21 protein-coding genes are annotated in these 25,575 nt (G+C 63.9%); 19 read left to right on the top strand and 2 right to left on the bottom strand.

Annotated features, from left to right (window positions below; all coding sequences use genetic code 11):
- Positions 1 to 9: 9 nt before the first annotated feature.
- A complete protein-coding gene (locus tag PQV96_RS17280; protein WP_207373100.1) occupies positions 10 to 1,581 on the bottom strand; it encodes a methyl-accepting chemotaxis protein in 1,572 nt (523 codons plus the stop codon).
- A 104-nt stretch (positions 1,582 to 1,685) separates the two neighbouring features.
- Positions 1,686 to 2,198, bottom strand: coding sequence for a chemotaxis protein CheW (locus tag PQV96_RS17275; RefSeq protein WP_207373099.1), 513 nt, complete (start codon positions 2,196 to 2,198; stop codon positions 1,686 to 1,688).
- A gap of 227 nt (positions 2,199 to 2,425) precedes the next feature.
- On the opposite strand from PQV96_RS17275, the gene PQV96_RS17270 reads away from it, so the two are divergent.
- The 19 genes from PQV96_RS17270 (at position 2,426) to PQV96_RS17180 (ending at position 25,535) form a co-directional block, all read left to right on the top strand.
- Positions 2,426 to 3,661 (top strand): class I SAM-dependent rRNA methyltransferase, encoded by a 1,236-nt coding sequence (locus PQV96_RS17270; protein ID WP_273623714.1) that lies wholly within the window; start codon positions 2,426 to 2,428, stop codon positions 3,659 to 3,661.
- A 140-nt stretch (positions 3,662 to 3,801) separates the two neighbouring features.
- Entirely contained in the window at positions 3,802 to 4,911 is a 1,110-nt protein-coding gene (locus PQV96_RS17265) for a CobW family GTP-binding protein (RefSeq protein ID WP_207373097.1), read from the top strand.
- 167 nt (positions 4,912 to 5,078) lie between these two features.
- The gene (dksA, locus tag PQV96_RS17260) at positions 5,079 to 5,840 is read left to right on the top strand and encodes an RNA polymerase-binding protein DksA (protein ID WP_082758775.1); all 762 of its coding nucleotides are present in this window, start codon (positions 5,079 to 5,081) and stop codon (positions 5,838 to 5,840) included.
- Between the two features lie 48 nt (positions 5,841 to 5,888).
- Complete coding sequence (locus PQV96_RS17255) at positions 5,889 to 7,661, top strand: STAS domain-containing protein (RefSeq protein WP_273623711.1); 1,773 nt, start codon at positions 5,889 to 5,891, stop codon at positions 7,659 to 7,661.
- Positions 7,662 to 7,734: 73 nt separating this feature from the next.
- Positions 7,735 to 8,298: an ATP-dependent protease subunit HslV gene (gene hslV, locus PQV96_RS17250; protein WP_066695630.1), complete on the top strand. Its 564-nt coding sequence runs from the start codon at positions 7,735 to 7,737 to the stop codon at positions 8,296 to 8,298.
- A 94-nt stretch (positions 8,299 to 8,392) separates the two neighbouring features.
- Positions 8,393 to 9,718: an ATP-dependent protease ATPase subunit HslU gene (gene hslU / locus PQV96_RS17245; protein ID WP_273623709.1), complete on the top strand. Its 1,326-nt coding sequence runs from the start codon at positions 8,393 to 8,395 to the stop codon at positions 9,716 to 9,718.
- Between the two features lie 425 nt (positions 9,719 to 10,143).
- Positions 10,144 to 10,572 (top strand): division/cell wall cluster transcriptional repressor MraZ, encoded by a 429-nt coding sequence (gene mraZ / locus PQV96_RS17240; RefSeq protein ID WP_273623707.1) that lies wholly within the window; start codon positions 10,144 to 10,146, stop codon positions 10,570 to 10,572.
- Positions 10,573 to 10,579: 7 nt separating this feature from the next.
- Entirely contained in the window at positions 10,580 to 11,503 is a 924-nt protein-coding gene (gene rsmH, locus PQV96_RS17235) for a 16S rRNA (cytosine(1402)-N(4))-methyltransferase RsmH (RefSeq protein WP_207373094.1), read from the top strand.
- Between the two features lie 85 nt (positions 11,504 to 11,588).
- Complete coding sequence (ftsL, locus tag PQV96_RS17230; protein WP_207373093.1) at positions 11,589 to 11,909, top strand: cell division protein FtsL; 321 nt, start codon at positions 11,589 to 11,591, stop codon at positions 11,907 to 11,909.
- Entirely contained in the window at positions 11,906 to 13,651 is a 1,746-nt protein-coding gene (locus tag PQV96_RS17225; protein ID WP_142082088.1) for a peptidoglycan D,D-transpeptidase FtsI family protein, read from the top strand. Before ftsL ends, PQV96_RS17225 begins: the two co-directional genes overlap by 4 nt.
- The gene (locus PQV96_RS17220) at positions 13,648 to 15,177 is read left to right on the top strand and encodes a UDP-N-acetylmuramoyl-L-alanyl-D-glutamate--2,6-diaminopimelate ligase (RefSeq protein ID WP_082758795.1); all 1,530 of its coding nucleotides are present in this window, start codon (positions 13,648 to 13,650) and stop codon (positions 15,175 to 15,177) included. The genes PQV96_RS17225 and PQV96_RS17220 overlap by 4 nt, the downstream gene beginning before the upstream one ends.
- A complete protein-coding gene (locus PQV96_RS17215; protein ID WP_207373091.1) occupies positions 15,168 to 16,589 on the top strand; it encodes a UDP-N-acetylmuramoyl-tripeptide--D-alanyl-D-alanine ligase in 1,422 nt (473 codons plus the stop codon). The genes PQV96_RS17220 and PQV96_RS17215 overlap by 10 nt, the downstream gene beginning before the upstream one ends.
- A gap of 43 nt (positions 16,590 to 16,632) precedes the next feature.
- Positions 16,633 to 17,811 carry a phospho-N-acetylmuramoyl-pentapeptide-transferase gene (gene mraY / locus PQV96_RS17210; RefSeq protein ID WP_066691752.1) on the top strand — a complete coding sequence of 393 codons (1,179 nt, stop codon included), beginning with the start codon at positions 16,633 to 16,635 and terminating at the stop codon, positions 17,809 to 17,811.
- Between the two features lie 95 nt (positions 17,812 to 17,906).
- Complete coding sequence (murD, locus tag PQV96_RS17205; protein WP_420482213.1) at positions 17,907 to 19,814, top strand: UDP-N-acetylmuramoyl-L-alanine--D-glutamate ligase; 1,908 nt, start codon at positions 17,907 to 17,909, stop codon at positions 19,812 to 19,814.
- A complete protein-coding gene (gene ftsW / locus PQV96_RS17200) occupies positions 19,814 to 21,103 on the top strand; it encodes a putative lipid II flippase FtsW (protein WP_066691441.1) in 1,290 nt (429 codons plus the stop codon). Before murD ends, ftsW begins: the two co-directional genes overlap by 1 nt.
- Positions 21,104 to 21,266: 163 nt before the next feature.
- A complete protein-coding gene (gene murG / locus PQV96_RS17195) occupies positions 21,267 to 22,328 on the top strand; it encodes an undecaprenyldiphospho-muramoylpentapeptide beta-N-acetylglucosaminyltransferase (protein WP_273623704.1) in 1,062 nt (353 codons plus the stop codon).
- Entirely contained in the window at positions 22,325 to 23,758 is a 1,434-nt protein-coding gene (gene murC / locus PQV96_RS17190; RefSeq protein WP_066782425.1) for a UDP-N-acetylmuramate--L-alanine ligase, read from the top strand. The genes murG and murC overlap by 4 nt, the downstream gene beginning before the upstream one ends.
- On the top strand, positions 23,755 to 24,741 hold the full coding sequence (locus PQV96_RS17185; protein WP_273623703.1) for a D-alanine--D-alanine ligase: 987 nt from the start codon (positions 23,755 to 23,757) through the stop codon (positions 24,739 to 24,741). The genes murC and PQV96_RS17185 overlap by 4 nt, the downstream gene beginning before the upstream one ends.
- Entirely contained in the window at positions 24,738 to 25,535 is a 798-nt protein-coding gene (locus PQV96_RS17180; RefSeq protein WP_273623702.1) for a cell division protein FtsQ/DivIB, read from the top strand. The genes PQV96_RS17185 and PQV96_RS17180 overlap by 4 nt, the downstream gene beginning before the upstream one ends.
- Positions 25,536 to 25,575 lie beyond the last annotated feature (40 nt).

Here is a 25,575-nt window from a genome sequence, read left to right as displayed (position 1 = left end):
GCCTTTTCGTTACCTGGCTCCGATCAGTGCGTGCGCACCGCCGGGGAGCTTGAAGCTTGACACGGTCATGACCAGATCGCGCGCCTGGGTATTGAGGCCAGCGGCCGCTGCGGCCATTTCTTCTACCAGGGCCGCGTTCTGCTGGGTGACCTGGTCCATTTGCGCAACGGCCTCGTTGACCTGGGTGACGCCCTGGCTTTGCTCCGAGCTGGCGGCGCTGATTTCAGCCACGATGTCGCTCACCCGCTGGATGGCGCCGACGACCTGGTCCATCGTTTCGCCAGCGCGGTCCACCAGCGCGGTGCCTGCTTCCACACGCTCCACGCTCTCACCGATCAGGCTCTTGATTTCACGGGCGGCTTCGGCAGAGCGGCCCGCCAGGTTGCGCACTTCGCTGGCCACGACCGCGAAGCCGCGCCCTTGCTCTCCGGCGCGGGCGGCCTCCACCGCAGCGTTCAGGGCCAGGATGTTGGTCTGGAAGGCGATCCCGTCAATGACGCCAATGATGTCGCTGATGCGCTTGCTGCTCTCGTTGATGCCTTTCATGGTCTCGACCACTTCGGCCACCACCTGCCCACCCTGGGCGGCCACGGCCGATGCGCTCTGTGCCATCTGGTTGGCCTGACGCGAGTTGTCGGCGTTCATGCGCACGGTGGAGTTGAGCTCTTCCATGGAGGCGGCCGTCTCCTGCAGCGCGCTGGCCTGGCGCTCTGTACGTGCCGACAGGTCGTCATTGCCTTGCGCGATTTCGCCCGAGGCCGCGGAAACACTGGCTGCACCCTGGTGCACCGCGCTCACCAGCGTGACCAGTGAGGTTTGCATGGCCTTGAGCCCGTGCAGCAGTTGCTCGGTCTCGTTGCTGCCACGCGCTTCGATCTGTTGCGTGAGGTCGCCACGGGAAATCGATTCAGAGTACGCGATGGCGCGGCGCAGCGGTTGGGAGATGGAGCGGATGACCCAAATGCCGAGAGCCAGCGCCAAGCCAGTGCCGACCACGAGTGCCACGACGAACCCGACGGTCATACGACGGTAGAGCGTTTCTGCATGCTCATACTCAGCTTTGGCAATGTCCAGTTGCACCTGCACCAGTTTGCCCAGAACGTCCTGCAGCGGGTCCATGGCCGGATACATGTCTTTGGCGGCGAAGGCCGTGAGTGCGGCGATGTCTGCAGACTGCAGGATGCGCTCCAGGCTGGCGACGGACGCGTCAGCCGTGGCCTGCAGTCCACGAAACTGCGTGGCGAGCTGCACTTCCTGGGGCTCCAGTTCGGTGGCGAGGTACGCAGACCATTGCTCCTGGATGTCTTTGCGCGCCAGCGCCACGGACTGCAGGCCTTGGGCTGGCGTCATGGCACCGTCGCGCACCTTGTGCGCGGTGTCGACGATGTTGATGGCGTAGGCGTCGGAGACCAGCTTGATCTGCTTGAGCGGCACCACCCGGTCCTGGTACACGGCGTTCAGCCCCTGATTGGCACGCTGCATGCCCAGCAAGCCAGCAACGCCCAAGGCAGCGGCCAACAGGCACAGAGCCGCCAGCAACAGGGCAAGGCGGGTGGAGATTCGGACGTTATCGAGGTTCATGACAGTATCTTTTTTGAATGCGCAGCCGCCATTCAGTGCTAGCAGTTGGAGATCCAGGAAGGCATGTTCATGCGGGGAGGTGGGAAAAACGGGCTGCGCCGCCCTTATTGCAGCGTGGCTCCGGGCATGCCCAGTACCGTGTCTTGCAGAAATTTCTCGATGTCCAGCAGGATCAGCATGCGCGGGCCGACCGAGCCGATGGCCAGCAGGTGTTCGGGCTTGACGTTGCCGCGCAGGGCGGGCACGGGGCGCAGCTGTTCGCGCTCCAGCGTGAGCACGTCGGACACGCCGTCCACCACCACACCCACCGTCCGCTGTCCGATGTGCAGCACGATCACCACCTTCAGGTGGTCGTACTGCACAGCGGTCTGGCCCAGCTTCAGGCGCAGGTCAATGATGGGCACGATCACGCCGCGCAGGTTCATCACGCCCAGCAATTCGCCCGTGGCGTTGGCAATGGTGGTGGGCTTCTCGTACGACCGGATCTCCTGCACGCGCAGGATGTCCACCCCGTATTCCTCATTGCCGATCTTGAAGGCCAGAAATTCGCGCAGGTCGGTCATCACGGCCTGTGCCGTGCCGGGCGCGGGGGCGAGGCGGGTGGCGGAGGTGGTCATCGGAGTGTTTCGATAAAAATGCTAATTTCCGTCATGTTGTCGATTGATAATCATAGTTGTCAAATATGCAGTTTCGAGAGAGTGAATAGGCCGGGTGTTTGCCGGGCGAAGAGGGGCGTGCGGCGCGTGTCAGACCAAGGCGTGATCAGGTGTGGTGATGGCTTCTGCGCGCTTTTTTCCGTCGGCGGGGCACTCTCCCGTGCCCGCCAGCCCGCACAATCCGGGGCATGAAAACCCTTCGACTCCGCGCAGGCAAAGAGCGCTCGCTGCTGCGCCGCCATCCCTGGATCTTTGAATCGGCCATCGCCAAGGGCGGCGGCGACAGCGGCGAGACCGTGCGCGTGGAATCGCACGAAGGCCAGTTTCTGGCCTGGGCTGCGTACAGCCCCAGCTCCCGCATCCGTGCCCGGGTGTGGAGCTTTGATGAGGCACAACGCATTGATGCTCCGTTTTTTATAGCTGCTTGCGCACGCTCCATCATCGCCAGGGCACGTTTTGACGTGCAAAGCGATGGCGTACGTCTGGTGCATGGCGAGTCCGACGGCCTGCCCGGGCTCATCGTGGACCGCTATGGCGATACCCTGGTGGCGCAGTTCACCAGCGCGGGCACCGAGCGCTGGAAAGGCGTGATTGCCGATGCGCTGCTGCGCGAGACGGGGCTCACCAAGCTGTACGAGCGTTCGGACGCCAGCGTGCGTTCGCTGGAGGGTCTGGAGCCCGCCACCGGCTGGCTGCGCGGCGGGCCCTCGGGTGCGGCAGGTGATGGCGAGGGGCCGCCGCTGGAACTGACGATCCGCGAGCACCAGTGGCGCCTGACCCTCAACATCGCTGAGGGCCACAAGACGGGCTTTTATCTGGACCAGCGCGACAGCCGCAAGCGGTTTGCCGACTACACCCAGCGCCTGGGCTTCAAGCATGTGCTCAACTGCTTTTGCTACACCGGTGGCTTCAGTGTGGCGGCACTGGCGGGCATGCGTGCGGCAGGCAATGTGGCCGATGGGCACGTGACCTCCATCGATTCTTCCGGCCCCGCCCTGGAGCGCGCCCGCGCCCATGTGGCGCTCAATGGGTTCGATCCGAACCGCGCCACCTTCCTCGATGCCGACGTGAATGCCTCGCTGCGCCAGTTCCTCAAGGATGGCCAGCGCTTTGACGCCATCATCCTGGACCCGCCCAAGTTTGCGCCCACTGCGGCGCACGCCGAGCGCGCCGCACGCGCCTACAAAGACATCAACCGCCTGGCGCTGCAACTGCTGGAGCCGGGCGGTGTGCTGTTCACCTTCTCGTGCTCGGGTGGCATCAGTGCCGATCTGTTTCACAAGATCGTGGCCTCTGCCGGGGCCGATGCGGGGGTGGATGGCTACATCACCGAACGCCTGGGGGGCGCACCTGACCACCCGATGACACTGGAGTTTCCTGAAGGGGAATACCTCAAGGGCCTGGTGGTGATGCGCAAGGCCTGAGCGGGCACACTTTGTCGCCCGCAGGGGCTTGACACGATCGCTACACTGGAAAAAACCAGTTCTGCCCCGATCTGCGGACACGGTTATCCAGCGGGCAGGGGGCTGTGGCCCCCGCCTTAGTTCATTTGAAAGAGATTCCCATGGCACTCATTCCAGTCACCATCCTCACGGGCTTTTTGGGCTCGGGCAAAACCACCTTGCTCAAGCGCGTCTTGACCGAGGCCCACGGCCAGAAGATCGCCGTGATCGAGAACGAGTTTGGCGAAGAAAACATCGACAACGACATCCTGGTGACAGAGTCGAAAGAGCAGATCGTGCAGATGAGCAACGGCTGCATCTGCTGCACCATCCGCGAAGACCTGCGTGAAACCCTGCAACTGCTGGCCGCCAAGAAGCGCAAGGGCCTGCTGGACTTTGAGCGCATCGTGATCGAGACCACCGGCCTGGCCGACCCTGGCCCCGTGGCGCAGACTTTCTTCATGGACGAAGAGATTGCCGAGACCTACCTGATCGACTCCATCATCACCCTGGTAGACGCCAAGCACGCAGCGCAGCAGCTCAATGACCGCCAGGAAGCACGCCGCCAGGTGGGCTTTGCCGACCAGATTTTCCTGTCCAAGACCGATCTGGTGAGCGCCGAGGATGTGGATGCCCTGACGCACCGCCTCAAGCACATGAACCCGCGTGCGCCCATCAAGGCGGTGCATTTTGGTGAGGTGCCTCTCAAGGAGGTGCTGGATCTGCGGGGCTTTAACCTCAACGCCAAACTGGACATCGACCCCGACTTCCTCAAGGAAGACGAGCACGACCACAGCCACTGCGACCACGACCATGGGCATTGCGACCACGATCACGACCATGGCCATGAGCACCACGACCATGCGCCGGGCGAGGAGTGCAACCACCCCTCGCACCAGCATGGCCACGGGCATGGTCACCACCATCACCACGATGACGACGTCAAGAGCTTTGTCTACCGCTCCGACCGTCCGTTCGACCCCGCCAAGCTGGAAGACTTCCTGGGCGCCATTGTCAACATTTATGGCCCGCGCATGCTGCGTTACAAGGGTGTCTTGAACATGAAGGGCACCGACCGCAAGGTGATCTTCCAGGGCGTGCACCAGCTCATGGGCAGCGATTTGGGTCCCCAGTGGGCTGAAGGCGAGGCGCGGGTGAGCAAGATGGTGTTCATCGGCATCGATCTGCCGCAGGACATCTTCCGTCAGGGTCTGGACCAGAGCCTGGTCTGAGGCCGTTTCCCTCGGGGAAACACCGGGGTGTGTTGTATCTGCAACGTTTTCGTTTGCGGCGGCGCAGGTCGATACAATCGCGCCCCGGTAAAACCCCGGAAGGCTTGCCATCCGTCCCTGACTGCCCCCGCAGCCGGGGCCTGCCCGTATAGCGAGGAGACCAGGAAGTGAAAGCCGATACCAGCAAACCCAAAGCGGTGACCAAAGCGCCTGCCACTGCGGCCAAAGGTGCTGCCGCCCCGGTATCCGCCAAGGCGACCAAGCCTGCGGCTTCCGCCAAGGCTGCCGCTGTCGCTCCGGCCCCCGTGGCCGAGAGCCCGCAAGTTCCGCTGCGCGCCACTCGGACTTCTTCGCGATTGGCCCAATTGACCGTACCATCGATGGCCCAGGCAGTGGCTTCCACCGCTGCCAAAGCCAGTTACCAACACACCATGCCCACGACCGCGCCAGTGCAACCTACCTACACCGCTGCCAAAAAAGACCCCAAGCTCGCCAACAACTGGAAGACCAAGACGGCCGAGGAGCTGACAGACGCTGAAGTGATGGCGATGCCTGACAGCGAGTACATGAACGACAAGCAGATGGCGTTTTTCCGCCTCAAGCTCGTTCAGCTCAAGCAGGACATCCACAACAGTGCCGGTGAAACCACCGAGCATCTGCGCGAAGACACCGTGGTGGTGCCCGACCCCGCCGACCGTGCCACCATCGAGGAAGAGCACGCCCTGGAGCTGCGCACCCGCGACCGCGAGCGCAAGCTGCTCAAGAAGATCGAGCAATCGATCGCGCGCATTGATGCGGGCGACTACGGCTACTGCGACGAGACGGGCGAGCCCATCGGCGTGGGCCGCCTGATCGCACGCCCCACGGCCACGCTGTCGCTGGAAGCCCAGCAGCGCCGCGAACTCAAGCAAAAGATGTTCGGGGATTGAAGCAGGCTGTATCCTGAGTAGCCTCTTCACCACCGTACCCGCATCACCATGAGCAAGGAAGAAACCCCACCAGCCGGTGGACTGCTGTCCAAGATGGTGAGGTTTGTGCGCAATCCCACCGTGCAGTGGACAGAGCTGGATTCTCTGCAAGATGACCGGGAGAGCCAGTACAGCAAGCAGATGCTCAAGGAGATGATTGAGCGCAAGCGCCGCAACGACTTTGTGCGCCGCCGCGAGTTCGATCAACTGCGCAAGCTGCGCCAGCGTGAGGTGTTGCAAGGCCATCGCACTGAAGATGCGAGCAACCGGCCTTCGCTCTTCCAAAGCAGCATGGCCTCGCCCGACGAGCGCGCCGTGACGCTCAAGAAGATCGACGAGATCGAAGCCCAGATGTCGCAGCAGTGGTGGAAGAGCAAGCAGTCGGGCAACGAGGCTGGCGAAACCATGCCGCTCACCATGCCCACTGGCGAGACACAGCCTGCACCGGGGCCAGACGCCCAGGCGGCCGATGCCCGAGCATTTGCGCCCACTGCGCCGGTTACCCTGGTCAGCCCGTTGGCCGCCAGCGCCGCTGCGCCTACGGCCCCCAGCCCGGTGGCGCCCTTGTTTGCCAACGACAGCATGGCGGTAGGCCGCTTTGGCGGTGTGGACGCTGCGCTGCAAGCGGAACCAGAGGTACACCCTTCTTTCAGCCCCACCGTGCCAGGCGGGGTTGCCCCTGTGGTCGTCCAGCTGGAGAGATTCGTGCATGACCCCGATCTTGAAGAAGCGGCCATCCGCTATGCCAACGGTGACCATGAAGGCGCTGAGTCGGGCTTGCTGCAGGTACTGGAGCAGCACCGGCAGGATGACCCTGAACAGCAGCTGGAACTGTGGATGACGCTGTTCGACCTGTACCGGGCCACCGGGCAGCAAGACCGCTTTGAAAGCCTGGCCATTGATTTTGCGGCGCAGTACAGCCGTTCCGCCCCACTGTGGTTCTCGCTGCCTGACCAGTTGGGCTTGCAAGTTTCCTCGTCTGACCCTGCTGGTGATGCGCCGGGGCACCGTGAGTTCAGCTGGAATGCCCCTCAGCGGCTGGCTGTGTCCTCTATAGCTGCATTGCAGGCCTCTGTCGAGCGGGCTGCTTCCCCTTGGACTTTGGCCTGGTCGCGCATTGCGGGTATTGACGATGCTGCGGTGCCGCTGCTGGCCGATCTGTTCACCCGCTGGGCCGACAAGCAAGGCCAGTTTGTTTTTTCTGGTGTGGATCGGTTGGAGACCCTGCTGGAGATCATGACCCAGTCGGGAGATCGCACCTCCGGCACGGAATGGTGGCGTCTGCGCATGTCGGCTTTGCGCCTGATGGGGCGCCCGGATGAATTCGAACTGGTCGCGCTGGACTACTGCGTGACATTTGAAGTTTCGCCTCCATCGTGGGCGGCGCCCAAGTGCGGTTATTCCGATGACAACGCGTCGGCCAACGCGCAGCCGCAGGCCAACGAGCGCGACATGCTGGCCTCTGATTTTGGAGAGCTGACACTGCCGCCTCCCATCGACAACGGGCCGGCAGCGCTGCTCAGTGGCGTCATTGAGGGCGATGCAGTGCCTTTGCTGCAACCGCTGCAAGAGCTGGTCAAACCCGGCGTGCCTCTGGTCATTGCGTGCGACAAGCTCATGCGCATTGACTTTGCGGCGGCTGGCTCCGTGCTTAACTGGGCGGCCGATCTGCAATCGCAGGGCCATGTGGTGCATTTTCAAAACCTGCACCGCCTCATTGCCGTGTTCTTCAACGTGATCGGCATCAACGAGCACGCCTGGGTCATTCCGCGCAAGAACTGAAGCCCTTGCTGTGGCGGCGTTTCTCCTGCGGGAGTGCTTGCAATTGCGCAGACCGCCCCCACCTGCGGCAGCTATGGACTCAACACACAACACACCGGTGTTTCATGGCACCACGATCTTGAGCGTGCGCCGCCAGACGCCGCAGGGCATGCAGGTCGCCATCGGGGGCGATGGCCAGGTCACGCTGGGCAATATCGTCGTCAAGGGCTCGGCACGCAAGGTGCGCAAGCTGTACCACGGCAAGGTGCTGGCGGGGTTCGCGGGCGCCACGGCCGATGCCTTCACGTTGTTTGAGCGCTTTGAGGCCAAGCTGGAAAAGCACCAGGGCCACTTGACGCGTGCAGCCATCGAGCTGACCAAGGATTGGCGCACCGACCGCGTGCTGCGCCGCCTTGAAGCCATGCTGGCCGTGGCCGACCTGGAAGCCTCGCTCATCATCACGGGCAATGGCGATGTGCTGGAGCCGGAGCAGGGCATCGTGGCGATCGGATCGGGTGGGGCGTATGCACACTCGGCTGCCAAGGCGCTGCTGGTCAACACGGATCTGTCCGCGCAGGAGATCGTGAAGAAGTCGCTCGAAATCGCGGGCGAACTTTGCATCTACACCAACATGAACCACACCATCGAGACGCTCTGAGCGGCGACTGCGCAGGTTTACTATTATTTTGATAGCTGCTAGCGCTTTATTGATAAGCGCTAGCGCCATTTTTGATTGAATTCAGGCTGACACCATGTCTTCCATGACCCCCCAGGAAATCGTCTCCGAGCTGGACAACCACATCGTGGGCCAGGCCAGCGCCAAGCGTGCCGTGGCCATCGCGCTGCGCAACCGCTGGCGCCGCCAGCAGGTCGAAGGCAGCCTGCGCCACGAGATCACCCCGAAGAACATCCTCATGATTGGCCCCACGGGCGTGGGCAAGACCGAGATCGCGCGCCGCTTGGCCAAGCTGGCCGATGCTCCCTTCATCAAGGTCGAGGCCACCAAGTTCACTGAAGTGGGCTATGTGGGCAAGGATGTGGACGCCATCATCCGCGACCTGGCCGAGATGGCCGTCAAGCAGACGCGTGAAGCCGAGATGAAGAAGGTGCGCACCCGCGCCGAAGACGCGGCCGAGGAGCGCATTCTGGACGTGCTGATTCCTCAGGCCCGCACGGCTGCCGGGACTGAGCCCGCTGCCGATAACACTGCGCGCCAGGTGTTTCGCAAGAAGCTGCGCGAAGGCCAGCTGGACGACAAGGAGATCGAGATCGACGTGGCCGATGCCCGCCCGCAGGTCGAGATCATGGGCCCCCAGGGCATGGAGGAAATGGCCGACCAGCTGCGTGGCATGTTCAGCCAGCTGGGCCAGGACCGTCGCCGCACCCGCAAGCTCAAGATCGCCGAGGCCCTCAAGCTCATCACCGACGAGGAAGCAGGCAAGCTGGTGAATGAAGAGGAAATCAAGATCCGCGCCATTGCCAATGCCGAGCAAAACGGAATCGTCTTCATCGACGAAATTGACAAGGTGGCTGCGCGCCAGGAAACCAGCGGTTCTGACGTTTCCCGTCAGGGGGTTCAGCGTGACCTGCTGCCCCTGGTAGAAGGCACTACCGTCTCCACCAAGTACGGCATGGTCAAGACCGATCACATCCTGTTCATCGCCTCGGGGGCCTTCCACCTCTCCAAGCCCAGCGACCTCATTCCTGAGTTGCAGGGGCGTTTCCCCATCCGTGTGGAGCTGGAGTCGCTGTCGGTGAAGGACTTTGAGGCCATCCTCACCCAGACCCATGCGTCGTTGGTCAAGCAGTACCAGGCCTTGCTGGCCACAGAAGGTGTGACGCTGGAATTTCTGCCTGAGGGCATCACGCGCCTGGCCCACATTGCCTACGAAGTGAACGAGCGCACGGAGAACATCGGCGCCCGCCGACTGTCCACCGTGATGGAGCGCCTGCTGGACGAGGTGAGTTTTGACGCCGCCCGCCTGGGCGGTCAAACCGTGCGCATCGATGCGGCCTATGTGGATGCACGTCTGCAGTCGCTCAGTCAGGATGAAGACCTGTCGCGTTACATCCTTTGATCCAAGAGGGCGCGGGTTTGCGCCATTGCCTGCCTGGAGTCAGCCCCGCCCCACTTGGCGGGGCTTTTTTATGCCGGTAGCGAGCAAGTCGCCCGATTTCGGGGTGTCCTGTCTGCGCTGATGAGAGCCGATCGGGTGTGCCTATCGGCAGGTCACCAAGGTTAACAAGTCCTATCGGCTTGCCTGTGCTTCAGGTATCACTTGCATAGCCTGTTCTAAGTGCTTATTTTTGAACATATTTTCTCGCCTTGTTACCTTGCGATTCAGTGCTAAGTCATTGATTTCATTGAAAAACTTTGTAGCGGCCCTGTTGATCAAGTTGGTTTTCCTGCTACAGTGGAAAAAAGTGCAAATAAGTGGGGGAAAGTGCCATTTGCTCCGATTCGCGGAGCGTCTGGCGGTCCGCCAAGCTGGGAAATCCATCCGTGTTCCAAGGTGCCTCATCGCTCAGTCTCGATGCGAAGGGTCGGCTTTCCGTGCCGACCCGGCATCGTGACGTCCTGGCGGCGACGGCATCCAGCCAGCTCACCATCACCAAGCACCCGCACGGTTGTCTGATGGTGTTCCCACGCCCTGAGTGGGAGAGGTTCCGCGAGCGTCTGGCGCAGCTTCCCATGTCCGCCCAGTGGTGGAAGCGCATCTTTTTGGGCAACGCCATGGACGTGGACATGGACGCAACGGGCCGTGTGTTGATCTCCCCAGAACTGCGCGCAGCCGCAGGCCTGACCAAAGAAGCCGTGCTGCTGGGCATGGGCAACCACTTCGAACTGTGGGACAAGGCCACATACGACGAGCAGGAGGCACAAGCCATGCAAGGCGAAATGCCCGATGCCTTCAAGGATTTTTCTTTCTGAGGCCGCGGTGACTCCATCTCTTCAACACACCACGGTTTTGCTGCATGAGGCAGTCGATGCCTTGCTGGGCAATGCTGGCCCCGAGCCTTCCGGTACCTGGGTGGATGCCACCTTCGGGCGAGGGGGGCATTCCAGGCTGATCCTGCAGAGGCTGGGGCCACAGGGGAATCTCGTCGCATTCGACAAAGACCCCGAAGCCATCCAGGAGGCAGCGCGCATCACCGATGCGCGTTTTTCCATTCGGCATGAAGGTTTTCGCCATCTGGGCGAGTTGCCTGCGGGCAGTGCCTCTGGCGTGCTGATGGACATCGGGGTGAGTTCGCCCCAGATCGACAGCCCCGAGCGGGGTTTTAGTTTCCGTTTCGATGGCCCGCTGGACATGCGCATGGATACCACGCGCGGCGAAAGCGTGGCCGAGTGGCTGGCCACGGCCGAAGTCGGGCAGATTGCGGAGGTGATACGTGAATACGGTGAAGAACGGTTTGCTGGCCCCATTGCAAAGGCGATTGTTGCTCGGCGCGAGGAACGGGGCCCCCTTGCCACCACCTCCGAGCTTGCCGATCTCGTGGCTGGCGCGGTCAAGACCCGCGAGGCGGGCCAGAACCCTGCAACGCGCACATTTCAGGCTCTACGGATTTTCATCAACGCTGAGCTTGAAGAGCTGCAGCAGGCCCTAGAGGCCAGCCTGTCGGTGCTGCGCCCCGGTGGGCGGTTGGTGGTGATCAGCTTCCATTCTTTGGAAGACCGCATCGTCAAGCAGTTCATCGCCAAGCATTCCAAAGAGGTGTTTGACCGCCGTGCGCCGTTTGCCGTGCCGCAAGCCATGAAGCTCATCGCGCTGGATCGCATCAAGCCCAGCGAGCAAGAAGTGGCGGCCAATCCCCGCTCACGCAGCGCCATCATGCGCGTCGCACAAAGGACGGATGCATGATCTTGCATTGCGCACCACTGCACACCGCAGCCCCCGTGTGTGGCAGGGGTGAGTGCGTGTGCGCGCACTGCGTTCAGGAGGCTCCATGGCGCGCCTGAACCTGGTGTTGTTGCTGGCGGTGCTGGTGAGTGCCCTGTACCTGGTGCATACCCAATACCAGTCGCGCCGCCTGTTCACCGAACTGGACCGCGCGGTGGCCGAAGCGCGCCGCCTGGATACAGAGCACCAGCGACTGCAAGTGGAAAAACGCGCGCAGGCCACGCCGCTGCGCGTGGAAAAGATGGCCCGCGCCCAGCTGAACATGCGCACAGCCACGCCGGCCATCACGCAGTATGTGGGTGACCCGGCCGGGGCAGAGGCAGCAGCTGCCAGCGCGAAGACAAAACCTGGGGAGGGCGCGCGATGAGCCGCAGCGTGCTCTACACCTCCAGCCCGTTGCTGGCGAGCAAGACGCCCGTCTGGCGCAGCAAGTTCATCGTGGCGATGATCGGGCTGGGCTTTGTGGGCCTGGGCGCCCGCGCAGCCTATGTGCAGGTGTTTGGCAATGATTTTTTTCAGCGGCAAGGCGAGGTGCGCTTTGCCCGCACGCTGGAGCTGCCCGCCAACCGCGGCAAGATTCTGGACCGCAACGGGCTGATCCTGGCGTCCAGCGTGCCCGCTGCCAGCATCTGGGCGATTCCTGAAGACGTGGAGCACGAAAAGCCCGAGGTCAAGGCCAAGCTGCGCCAGCTGGCCAAGCTGATGGAAATGCCTTTTGCCGACCTGATGGCCAAGCTCTCCGACGAAGACAAGACCTTCGTCTGGGTGAAGCGCCAACTGGACTGGGATGTGGGCCAGAAGATTGCGGCACTCGACATCAAGGGCATCTACCAGCGCAAGGAATACAAGCGCCAGTACCCCGAGGGTGAAGCGGCAGCCCATATCGTTGGCTTCACCAATGTGGAAGACAAAGGGCAGGAAGGCATGGAGCTGGCCTTCAACAGCCAGCTGGCTGGCAAGCCTGGCTCACGCCGCGTGATCAAGGACCGCCTGGGTCGCGTGGTCGAGGGCGTGGGCGAGACCATTCCACCCATCGACGGAAAAGACATGCAGCTGTCCATCGACAGCAAGGTGCAGTTCTTCGCCTACCAAAAATTGCGCGACCAGGTGGCGCTGCACAAGGCCAAGGCGGGCAGCGTGGTGGTGATGGACGCTCACACCGGCGAGCTGCTGGCCCTGGCCAACTACCCCAGCTACGTGCCCGACAAGCGCCAGAACCTGACCGGCGAGCAGCTGCGCAACCGCGCGCTCACCGACGTGTTTGAGCCCGGCTCGACCATGAAGCCTTTCACCATTGGCCTTGCGCTGGAGTCTGGCCGCGTCAAGCCTGAAACCGTGATCGACACCTCCCCAGGGCGCATCAACATCACTGGCTCCACCATTTCCGACACGCACAACTACGGCGCGCTCACCGTTGAAGGCGTGATCCAGAAGTCCAGCAACGTGGGCACCACCAAGCTCGCCATGCAAATGCCCGCCAAAGAGATGTGGGAAACCTTCTCGGCCGCTGGCTTTGGGCAGAAGCCGCAGATCGGCTTTCCCGGCGCCATCAGTGGGCGCTTGCGCCCCTACAAAACCTGGCGCCCGGTGGAGCAGGCCACCATGTCCTACGGCTACGGCCTGTCGGCCAGCCTGTTCCAGATGGCCCGCTCGTACACCGTGTTTGCCAACGGCGGGCGCGTGATTCCTGCCACGCTGCTCAAGACCGATGAGCCCGCTGTGGGCGTTCCCGTTTTTTCTGAGCGCACCGCCGACCAAGTGCGCAAGATGCTGCAGATGGCGGCAGGCCCCGGCGGCACGGGCCAGAAGGCCCAGACGGTGGGGTACTCGGTGGGTGGCAAGTCGGGCACGGCCCGCAAGCAGGTGGGCAAGAGCTACGCCGCCGGCAAATACCGCGCATGGTTCACCGGCTTGGCCCCCGTCGACAAGCCCCGCATCATCGTGGCCGTGATGGTGGATGAGCCCAGCGCAGGGCAGGTCTACGGCGGCCTGGTGGCCGCCCCGGTGTTCAGCGAGGTGGTGCAGCAAACCCTGCGCATGATGAATGTGCAGCCCGACATGGCCGTCAAACCCCAGATCGTGGCCAACCCGGTGGAGGAGTCGCTGTGACAGCCCCCTTGACCACCCTGCACCAGGCGGCTGAAGCCGTGGCGTGGCTGCGCGCGCGCGTCACGGGTACTTTGCAGACGGACAGCCGCAGTGTGCAGCCGGGAGACGGCTTCATCGCCTGGCCCGGTGCTGCCACCGATGGCCGCGCCCATGTGGCAGATGCGCTTCAGCGCGGTGCTGCGGCCTGCTTGGTCGAAGCCCAGGGCGTGCAGGACTTTGTCTTTCCGGCAGCTGCGCCCATCGCCGCGTTTGCTGGACTCAAGGCCGCCACGGGCGAGATGGCATCCCAATGGTTTCATGACCCGTCCCACGCCCTGCAGGTGCTGGCCGTGACGGGCACCAATGGCAAGACCAGCAGCACCTGGTGGTTGGCAGAAGCCTTGAATTTGCTATCAAAAAATGAGCTGCCTGCGCTTGCTGGTTGTGCGGTAGTGGGTACTTTGGGTGTGGGTGTTCCGCCCTCTCTGCTCACCACTGGCATGACCACTCCCGACCCCGTGCGCCTGCACCGGGCCTTCCGCCAGTTTACCGACCAAGGCTTGGCAGCCTGTGCGATCGAAGCGTCATCCATTGGCTTGGCGGAGCACCGCCTGGCGGGCACCCAGATCCGCGTGGGCGTGTTCACCAACTTCACGCAGGACCATCTGGACTACCACGGCTCCATGGCCGACTACTGGCTGGCCAAACGGGCCTTGTTCGACTGGCCTGGGTTGCGCACCGCAGTAGTGAACATCGACGACCCCCACGGGGCGCAGTTGCACGCTGAGCTGCTTCAGCGCAGCGGTGCCAGTGCTTTGGACGTGTGGAGTGTGTCTGCTGCGGGCGAAGCACGCATTGCCGCACGTGACATTGCCGCCGGTACGCAAGGCCTGCAGTGGCTGGTGGTCGAAGGGGCGGAGCAGCACCTGCTGCAATCCCGCGTGGTGGGCCATTACAACGTGCTCAATCTGCTGGGCGTGGTGGCCACGCTGCGCAGCCTGGGGGTGCCGCTGGCGGATGCCGTGCACGCCTGCGCACAGCTTAGCCCTGTGCCCGGCCGCATGGAGCAACTGGCGCTGCCCGGCCAGCCCCTGGTGGCCGTGGACTATGCCCACACGCCCGATGCTCTGGAAAAAGCGCTGCAAGCATTGCGCCCCCTGGCGCAGCAGCGCGGTGGGCAGCTGTGGTGCGTTTTCGGCTGCGGAGGGGATCGTGATGCCACCAAACGCCCACTGATGGGCGCCGCAGCCCAGCACCATGCCGACTGGGTGGTGGCCACCAGCGACAACCCCCGCAGCGAAGACCCCGCCCACATCCTGCGCCAGATTTTGCAGGGCACCATTGCCGGCGAAACCGTGCGGGTGGAGCCCGATCGCGCCGCCGCCATCGCCCTGGCATTGAACGAGGCCGACCCCGCGGATGTGGTGCTGATTGCTGGTAAGGGGCACGAGGATTACCAAGAGGTGGCGGGCGTGCGCCGCCCGTTTTCAGACATGGCCCAGGCGCGTGCAGTGCTGCAGGCCCGCGGAGGCAGCACATGGGCATGATGACACTTCAACAGGCCTTGGGCTTTGTCCGTCAGCGCATCCCCAGCGCCCACCTGGTGGGTGATGGCGCCACGCCCCTGGCCCGTGTGCACACCGACACCCGCACCTTGCAAGCCGGCGACCTGTTTGTCGCGCTCAAGGGCGAGCGATTTGACGCCAACGCCTTCCTGCCCCAAGCCAAGGCCAGCGGCGCTGCGGCCGCCCTGGCGCATGGTGGCGTGGCAGCGGCGGGGCTGCCCGGCATTGAAGTGCCAGACACTCTGGCTGCGTTTGGCGCCCTCGCGGCAGGCTGGCGCGCCCAGTTCACTTTGCCGCTGATCGGCGTGACGGGTAGCAACGGCAAGACCACCGTCACGCAGATGATTGCCTCCATCCTGCGGGCCTGGAAGGGCGAGGCGGCCTTTGCCACGCAGGGCAACTTCAACAACGACATCGGCGTGCCGCTGATGCTGCTGCGCCTCACCGCTGCCCACGAGGCTGCCGTGATCGAGCTGGGCATGAACCACCCCGGCGAAATTGCCACGCTGGCGGCCATGGCCCAACCCACGGTGGCCCTGGTCAACAACGCCCAGCGCGAACACCTGGAGTTCATGCACACCGTGCAGGCGGTGGCGGAAGAAAACGGCTCCGTGCTGACCGCCCTGCCTGCCGACGGGGTGGCCGTGTTCCCGGCACAAGACACTTACACACCGTTGTGGCGCCAATTGGCGGGTGGGCGCCGCTGCATCACCTTTGGTGAAGGCGGCGATGTGCAGTGCACGCAGGCCCGTTGGGAGAAAGGGGCCTGGAGCGTGGCTGTGGCCGCCCCTGCGGGCGCAGTGCGCTTTCGGCTGCACATTGCAGGCCGCCATAACGTTGTCAACGCCTTGGCCGCTGCTGCTTGTGCGTTGGCAGCCGGCGCGCCGCTGGAGGCCGTGGCCCAGGGTCTGCAAGCATTTGTTCCCGTCAAGGGCCGCTCACGCGCCCTGCAAATCACCCATGGCGGTCGCGGCATCACCGTGGTGGACGACAGCTACAACGCCAACCCCGATTCGATGCGTGCTGCGATCGACGTGCTGGCCGATCTGCCCGCCCCCCAGTTGCTGGTGATGGGCGACATGGGCGAAGTGGGCAACCAAGGCCCCGCGTTCCATGCAGAAGCGGGTGAGCACGCACGCAGCGCAGGCATTTCGCACGTCTACACGCTGGGCGCGCTGTCGGCCCACGCGGCTGCGGCTTGTGGCCCGGCCGCACAACATTTTGAAGACATGGCATCGCTGCTGGCAGCGGTGCGCAAGGTGCTGCCCCAGGTGGGCAGCGTGCTGGTGAAGGGATCCCGGTTCATGAAGATGGAACAGGTGGTGGAGGCGATGGTCGCCACCGCACAAGAACAACAACAGCCCGCCGCAGCAGGCGCAGGGGGCGTGCAGTGATGACTCAGGCAATGAACCAGGTCACGGTGCAGGGAGGAATCGCATGCTACTGATGCTTTCGCAATGGCTGCAGGGGCTCTCGCCCGAGTTCGGCTTTTTTCGGGTCTTCCAGTACCTTACCTTTCGCGCCGTGATGGCAGCGATGACAGCGCTGCTGATCGGGCTGGTGGCGGGCCCGAAGGTGATCCGTGTGCTCACGGCGCTCAAGATCGGTCAGCCCATTCGGGGCTACGGCATGCAGTCGCACCTGTCCAAAAGCGGCACGCCCACCATGGGTGGGGTGCTGATTCTGTTGTCGATTGCGATCTCCACCCTGCTGTGGTTTGACCTGTCCAACCGTTTTGTCTGGATCGTGCTCATCGTGACGCTGGGCTTTGGCGCCATTGGGTGGGTGGACGACTGGCGCAAGGTCGTCAACAAAGACCCTGAAGGTATGCGCTCGCGCGAGAAGTATTTCTGGCAGTCGGTCATTGGCCTGGTGGCGGCCCTGTACTTGGCGTTCAGCATTTCGGAAAGCTCCAACGCCAAGGTGCTGGAGCTGTTTATGAGCTGGGTGCAATCGGGTTTCTCGCTCGATTTGCCGCCCAAGGCTGGCTTGCAACTGCCCTTCTTCAAAGAGGTGAGCTACCCACTGGGTGTGCTGGGCTTTGTCATCCTGACCTACCTGGTCATCGTGGGCTCCAGCAATGCCGTGAACCTCACCGACGGGCTCGATGGCCTGGCCATCATGCCGGTGGTGATGGTGGGCTCGGCCCTGGGCGTGTTTGCCTACGTCACCGGCAGCTCGGTGTACTCCAAGTACCTGTTCTTCCCGCACATCCCTGGCTCGGGCGAGTTGTTGATCTTCTGTGCGGCCATGGCCGGTGCGGGGCTGGCCTTTCTGTGGTTCAACGCCCACCCCGCGCAGGTCTTCATGGGTGACGTGGGCGCTTTGGCGCTGGGCGGCGCGCTGGGCACCATCGCCGTCATCGTGCGCCAGGAAATCGTGCTGGCCATCATGGGCGGCATCTTCGTGGTGGAAGCCCTGTCCGTGATGCTGCAGGTGACCTGGTTCAAGTACACGAAAAAACGCTACGGCGAAGGCCGTCGCCTGCTCAAGATGGCGCCGCTGCACCACCATTTTGAAAAGAGTGGCTGGAAAGAAACGCAAGTGGTCATCCGCTTCTGGATCATCACCATGCTGCTGTGCCTCATCGGCCTGTCCACGTTGAAACTGCGATGAATACGCTGGATTCCTCTTCTCTGAACCACGGTGCCGAAGTGCCGGGCGCGGCTGAGCCTGCCGGACTGGAGGGAGCTGCGTTGGAACGTCAAGAAATGCCCGCAGCGAGCGAGCCTGCTGACAGCGCTGGCCTTGCCGGCGAGGCCGTACAGCCCGCAGCAGAGTGCGCCATGGCGGATGCGCCTGATGAACAACCTGCAGCGGACCCAACCGCGTCCGACAATCTGCAACCCAGCGCAGGTGAGCCTCCAGCAGAAGGTGCCGAACCCGTAGCAGAGTCCACCCCCAGCGTGGCGGTGCTAGACAACTATGTGGCGCCTGCTGTTTCTGCGGCCAAGGCCGCTGCCGATTTTGTCGCCCAGATTTTTGCCGAGGTCCGCGCGAGCGATGTGCCCGAGGGCGCCGCGGCACCCGTGGTCAATGACCTTCCTGTGGCTGAAGCGCAGCCCGCTGAACTGGAGCCTCAGGGGCGTCCCGGCGAAGGCATGGCCCCCATGCAAGGCCAGAACGTGCTGGTGCTGGGTTTGGGCGCTTCGGGCCTGGCCATGGCCCGCTGGTGCGTGCGCTGCGGCGCCCAGGTCACGGTGGCCGACACGCGCGAAGCGCCCCCGCAACTGGCTTTGCTGCAGCAAGAGCTGCCGCAGGTGCGGTTTGTGGCAGGGCCCTTCGATGCTTCACTGGTCGATGGCAAGGGTCTGCATGCGGTGTACCGTTCTCCTGGCCTGAGCCCGGCCACGTTTGCCCCGGTGTTCCAGGCAGCCCAGGCGATTGGCCTGGTCACGGGCAGCGAGTTGACCTTGTACGCTGCAGCGCTGGCCTACCTGCGCAGCCAGCACGGCTACGCACCGTGCGTGCTGGCCATCACTGGCACCAATGGCAAAACCACGGTCACATCGCTCACCGGGCAACTGGTGGAGCGTGCTGGCAAAACCGTGGCGGTGGCCGGCAACATCGGCCCTACGCTGCTTGACACCTTGGCAGGTCATATCGATGCGGACACATTGCCCCAGGCCTGGGTGCTGGAGCTGTCCAGCTTTCAGCTCGATGGCGTGGCTGGCTTTGAGCCTACGGCCGCCACGGTGCTGAACATCACGCAGGATCACCTCGACTGGCACGGCGACATCAACGCCTATGCTGCAGCCAAGGCCCGCATTTTTGGCCAGACGGGCCTCATGGTGCTCAACCGCGAAGACCCCGAGGTGATGCAGATGCTGCCCCCGCCCGTGCGGGTGAAGCTCCAGAAGCCGCAGCAGCGCGAACACGTCACCTTTGGCGCCGACATGCCGCGCCGGCCGGGCGATTTTGGGATTGAAATCGTCAACGGCATGCCCTGGCTGGTGCGCGCGCTGGAAGCCGACGAAACCCGCAAGCGCAGCCGCAGCGAGGCGGAGGAAGAACTGCACATCCAGCGCCTCATGCCTGCCGATGCCCTGCGCATTCGTGGTCGGCACAACGCCACCAATGCCCTGGCTGCCCTGGCTTTAGCCTCTGCCGCTGGTTGCCCGCTGGCGCCCATGCTGTACGGCCTGCGCGAATACCGCGGCGAGCCGCACCGCGTGGAGCCTGTGGCGTTGGTCAATGGCGTGGAATATTTTGACGACAGCAAGGGCACGAACGTGGGCGCCACAGTGGCCGCGTTGACGGGCCTGGGGGCGGATCGCCGCATCGTCCTCATCCTGGGTGGTGAAGGCAAGGGGCAGGATTTTTCGCCGCTGGCAACGCCCGTGGCGCGGTACGCGCGTGCCGTGGTGCTCATCGGCCGCGATGCCCCGCAGATCCGCAGCGCCTTGTCCGACACGGGCGTGGCCCTGATCGACGCGCCCGACCTGCCTCAGGCCGTGGCCCTGGCCACGCAGCGTGCGCACGCGGGCGATGCAGTGCTGATGTCCCCTGCCTGCGCCAGCTTTGACATGTTCAAAGACTACGAACACCGCGCGCACGTGTTCTGCGACACCGTGCGCAGCCTGGCGCAAGACGCAGGCCAAACCCTGGAGGGCGAGTGATGTCCGCATCCGCCGACACATCCCCCGAATCCGGCACAGGCTGGCTGTCACGCCTGGGCGGCTGGTTTGGCAGCCTGACAGGCAAGGCCGGTGATGTGCTGCCCGTGCGCGTGGGCGGCACGGAGTACCGCCAGTCCACCACCACGCCTGCCAGCGTGCTGGGCTACGACCATGCGCTGATGTGGGTGGTGGTGGCATTGCTGGCCTGGGGGCTGGTGATGGTGTATTCGGCATCCATTGCGTTGCCAGACAATCCGCGCTTTGCCAACTACGCCCCCACCCATTTCCTCACCCGGCACCTGATGTACTTGGTGTTTGGCTTTGTGGCGGCGCTGCTGGCTTTTCAGGTGCCCATGAAGGTGTGGGAGCGCCTGGCGCCCTGGCTGTTTGTGGGCGCGCTGCTGTTGCTGGTGGCGGTGCTCATCCCTGGTGTGGGCAAGGTGGTGAACGGCGCCCGTCGCTGGCTGTCCATCGGCCCCATTGGCTTTCAGCCTTCTGAGGTGGCCAAGCTGGCCGTGCTGATCTACGCCGCCGATTACATGGTGCGCAAGATGGAAGTGAAGGAGCGCTTCTTCCGCGCCGTGCTACCCATGGGCGCTGCGGTGGGCATCGTGGGCGTACTGCTGCTGGCCGAGCCCGACATGGGCGCCTTCATGGTGGTGGCGGTGATTGCCATGGGCATTCTGTTTCTCGGGGGCGTCAACGCCCGCATGTTCTTCCTGATTGCTGGCGTGCTGGTGGGGGCCTTCGCCTTGATGATTGCCAGTTCCCCCTGGCGGCGTGAGCGCGTGTTTGCGTACCTCGATCCGTTCAGCGAGCAACACGCCTTGGGCAAGGGCTACCAGCTGTCGCATTCGCTGATCGCCATCGGGCGCGGTGAGGTTTTTGGCGTGGGGCTGGGTGGCAGTGTGGAAAAGCTGCACTGGCTGCCCGAAGCACACACCGACTTTTTGCTGGCCGTGATCGGCGAGGAGTTTGGCCTGGTGGGCGTGATCACGCTCATCGTCCTGTTCCTCTGGATGACGCGCCGCATCATGCACATTGGCCGCCAGGCTATTGCCCTGGACCGTGTCTTCTCGGGTCTGGTCGCGCAGGGCGTAGCCATCTGGATCGGCTTTCAGGCCTTCATCAACATGGGCGTGAATCTGGGTGCCTTGCCTACCAAGGGGCTGACCTTGCCGTTGATGAGTTTCGGCGGCTCGGCGATCCTGCTCAACCTGGTGGCCCTGGCCATCGTGATGCGCGTGGACTATGAAAACAAGCTGCTCATGCGCGGAGGCCGCGTATGAGCAGCTTGTTTCATCAAAGCAAGCAACTGCAGCGCGTCAGCGCTGCCGAATGCAAAGCATTCGATGCGCGGAGGCCGCGTATGAGGAGCTTGTTTCACCAAAACAAGCTGCAGCAGCGTGCAATGCTGCCGAATGCGAAGCATTCGATGCGCGGAGGCCGCGTATGAGCCAGAAGACTGCACTCATCATGGCGGGTGGCACTGGCGGCCACATCTTCCCAGGCCTTGCCGTGGCCGAAGAGCTGCGCTCCCGCGGCTGGCGCGTGCACTGGCTGGGCGCGCCCGGGAGCATGGAATCGCGCATCGTGCCCCAGCACGGCTTTGCGCTGGAGCTGATTGATTTTTCTGGCGTGCGCGGCAAGGGTCTGGTCACGCTGGCCTTGCTGCCGCTGCGCCTGCTGCGTGCGTTCTGGCAGGCATTGCAGGTCGTGCGCCGCGTCAAGCCCGATGTGGTGGTGGGCCTGGGTGGCTACATCACCTTCCCGGGCGGGATGATGGGCGTGCTGTGTGGCAAGCCGCTGGTGCTGCATGAGCAGAACTCGGTGGCGGGCATGGCCAACAAGGTGCTGGCGGGCGTGGCCGACCGGGTGTTCACCGCCTTCCCCAACGTGTTCAAGAAGGCCCAGTGGGTGGGGAACCCGCTGCGCACTGCGTTCACGCGCCAGGCGGCACCGGCAGAGCGTTTTGCCGGCCGCACCGGCCCGCTGCGGCTGCTGGTGGTGGGCGGCAGCCTGGGCGCCCGGGCGCTCAACGAGATCGTGCCCCAGGCGCTGGCCCTGATTCCGCCCGAGCAACGCCCCGTAGTCATCCACCAAAGCGGGGCGACGCAGATCGATGCCTTGCGCGCCAATTACGAGGCCGCTGGCGTGCAGGCCGAGCTGACCCCCTTCATCGAGGACACGGCCAGTGCGTTTGCCCACGCCGACATCATCGTCTGCCGCGCCGGGGCCAGCACCGTGACCGAAATTGCCGCTGTGGGTGCCGCGGCCATCTTTGTGCCATTCCCTTCGGCGGTGGACGACCACCAGACCACCAACGCCCAGTTTCTGGTGGGCGCGGGCGGCGGCTGGCTGGTGCAGCAAAGCGACCTGACCCCCGAGGGCTTGGCCAAGATGCTATTGAATTCAGAGCGCCCAGCGCTTGTAGAGATTGCCGAGAAGGCCAAAAACATGCAAAAAATCAATGCCACCCGCGAAGTGGTGGCCGCGTGCGAGGAGTTGGCATGAAACATGCCATCCGTCACATTCACTTTGTAGGCCTGGGCGGCGCCGGCATGAGCGGCATTGCCGAAGTGCTGTTCAACCTGGGTTACCGCATTTCGGGTTCAGACCTGGCCGACAGCGCCACGCTGCGCCGCCTGCAGGGCCTGGGCATCAAGACCTGCCTGGGCCACGCCGCGGAGCACATCGATGGTGCCGACGCCGTGGTGACCTCCACCGCCGTCACCGCTGACAACCCCGAGGTGCTAGCGGCACGCGCCAAGAAGATTCCTGTGGTGCCCCGCGCTCTCATGCTGGCCGAGCTGATGCGCCTGAAGCAGGGCATTGCCATCGCAGGCACCCATGGCAAGACCACCACCACCAGCCTGGTGACCAGCGTGCTGGCCGAGGCGGGGCTGGACCCGACATTCGTCATCGGCGGCAAGCTCAACAGCGCGGGCGCCAATGCCAAGCTGGGCAGCGGTGACTACATCGTGGTGGAGGCGGACGAGTCCGACGCCTCGTTCCTGAACCTGCTGCCGGTGATGGCGGTGGTGACCAACATCGACGCCGACCACATGGAAACCTACGGCCATGACTTTGGCCGGCTCAAGGGTGCGTTTGTGGATTTTCTGCACCGCATGCCGTTCTATGGCACCGCAGTGCTGTGCGTGGACAGCCCCGCCGTGCGCGAGATCTTGCCCCACGTGACCTGCCCGGTGACCAGCTACGGTTTCTCGGAAGACGCGCAGGTGCGTGCCGTCAACGTGCGCGCCCAGGCGGGGCAGATGCATTTCACGGTGCAGCGGCGCAACGGCGTCACGCTGCCGGACTTGGACATCGTGCTCAACCTGGCGGGCGAGCACAACGTGCTCAATGCGTTGTCGGCCATCGCCATTGCGGTGGAGCTGAACATCCCCGACGCCGCCGTGCAGCGCGCGCTGGCGGGCTTCAAGGGCGTGGGTCGGCGCTTCCAGAGCTACGGCAACCTGCCCGCCAAGGATGGCGGCCAGTTCACCGTGATCGACGACTACGGCCACCACCCGGTCGAGATGGCCGCCACGCTGGCCGCCGCGCGCGGTGCCTTCCCTGGGCGCCGGCTGGTGCTGGCCTTCCAGCCCCACCGCTACAGCCGCACACGCGATTGCTTTGAAGATTTCGTGAAGGTGATTGGCAGTGCCGACGCGGTGTTGCTGACCGAGGTGTACGCCGCTGGTGAGGCTCCGGTGGTCGCCGCCGATGGCCGTTCTCTCGCCCGCGCGCTGCGCGTGGCGGGCCGCGTGGAGCCGCTTTTTGTGGACAACGTGGCGGATCTGCCACAGACCATTGCCGACAACGCACGCGATGGCGATGTTGTCATGTGCATGGGCGCTGGTTCCATAGGGTTGGTGCCCGGAAAGGTGGTCGATTTGCTACAAAATAGTGAGCTAGCACCGCTTGCAGGGAAAGCGCAATGACGCAATTGAATACCAATGTTGATGTGAAGGCCCTGGGCAAGGTGGCCGTGTTGATGGGCGGCTCCTCGGCAGAGCGCGAGGTTTCGCTGATGTCGGGCACCGGCGTGCTGCAGGCCCTGCGCTCGCGCGGTGTCGATGCCCATGCGTTCGACCCCTCGGAAACCGATCTGATCGAACTCAAGCGCGGTGGTTACGCCCGCTGTTTCATCGCGCTGCATGGCCGCCACGGCGAAGACGGCACCGTGCAGGGCGCGCTCGAGCTGCTGGGCATTCCGTACACCGGCCCTGGCGTGATGGCGTCCAGCATTGCCATCGACAAGATCATGACCAAGCGCATCTGGCGCTTTGAAGGTCTGTCCACCCCCGACTGGCGTCTGGTGTCCAGCGCAGCGGAAACCGAGCAGGCGCTGCAGGCGCTGGGCGCCCCCATGATCGTCAAGCCCTCGCGTGAGGGATCGACCATCGGGCTGACCAAGGTCACCTCGGCCGAGCAATGCGCCAAGGCGTATGCGCTGGCTTCGCAATACGACCCCGAAGTGCTGTGCGAACAGTTCATCGAAGGCGATGAAACCACCTGCCCCGTGCTGGGCGAGGGGGCTGCTGCCCAGGCACTGCCGGTGATCCGCATCGTGGCGCCCGAGGGCAACTACGACTACCAGAACAAGTACTTCACCGACACCACCCAGTACCACTGCCCGAGCGGCTTGCCAGCGCATGAGGAAGCCGCCATCCAGCGCCTGGTGGAAAAGGCCTTCCGGGCCCTGGGTTGCCGGGGCTGGGCACGTGCCGACATCATGATTCGTGCCAGCGACCGCCAGCCCTTCCTGCTGGAAATCAACACCTCGCCCGGCATGACTGGCCATTCGCTGGTGCCCATGTCGGCCCGCGCAGCGGGGCTTAGCTACGAAGACCTGTGCGTGGGCATTTTGGCCACCGCGTCGCTGGACTCTGCCTCTGGCCATGAAGGAGCCATTCAGCCATGACCGCCGCCATGCCAGCACCGCTGGACGTCAAGCTCATGAACATGACCGCCTCGGTCCTGTTCGTGGGCTGCGCCCTGCTTGTGCTGGCAGCGGGTGCCTGGTGGGTGATGCGCTACCCCGGCTTTGCGATTGCACGCATCGTGGTGCACGGAGACTTGGTGCACAACAACGCTGTCACCCTGCGGGCCAATGTGGGGCCCCGGCTGGCGGGCAACTTTTTCACGGTGGACTTGCGTGCAGCGCGCGAGGCGTTCGAGCAGGTGCCCTGGGTGCGCAAGGCGGCTGTGCGCCGCGAATACCCCGGCCTGCTGCATGTAGAGCTGGAAGAGCACGACGCTGTGGCGTATTGGGGCCCGGAGTCGGGCTCGGCGCTGGTCAACAGCCAGGGCGAAGTATTTGAAGCGAACGTGGGCGATGTCGAGCAGGAAGACCTGCCGCGCCTGTCAGGCCCCGAAGGCAGTTCGCAAGAGGTATTGGCCATGTACGGCGTGGTGGCCCCGGTGTTCAAAACCATGGGGCTGGAGCTGGAAGAGCTGGAGTTGAACGGACGCGGCGGCTGGCGCGCCAAGCTGGCGAACAACGCCGTGGTGCAACTGGGCGGTGGCGACGAGCAAGAGCTGCTGCAGCGCACGCACCGCTTTGCCCGCACGCTGGCACAGGTGGCAGCGCAATACCAGCGGCGGGCGGATGCGCTGGAATCGGCAGATTTGAGACATGTTGGGGGCTACGCGTTGAAGCTGAGGGGGGTGACCACCACGGCTGGGGTGGAAGCAACCCCCGCCGTGCGCCGGTGACGCCAGAGGCAATGCGCAGCAGAAAAGAACCATGAAGGGC

The sequence above is a fragment of the Acidovorax temperans genome, assembly GCF_028596105.1.
In the GTDB taxonomy this organism is placed as follows: Bacteria; Pseudomonadota; Gammaproteobacteria; order Burkholderiales; family Burkholderiaceae_C; genus Acidovorax; species Acidovorax temperans.
The sequence above is the reverse complement of the archived record's forward strand: the minus strand, read 5'-3'. Positions and strand labels throughout refer to the sequence as shown.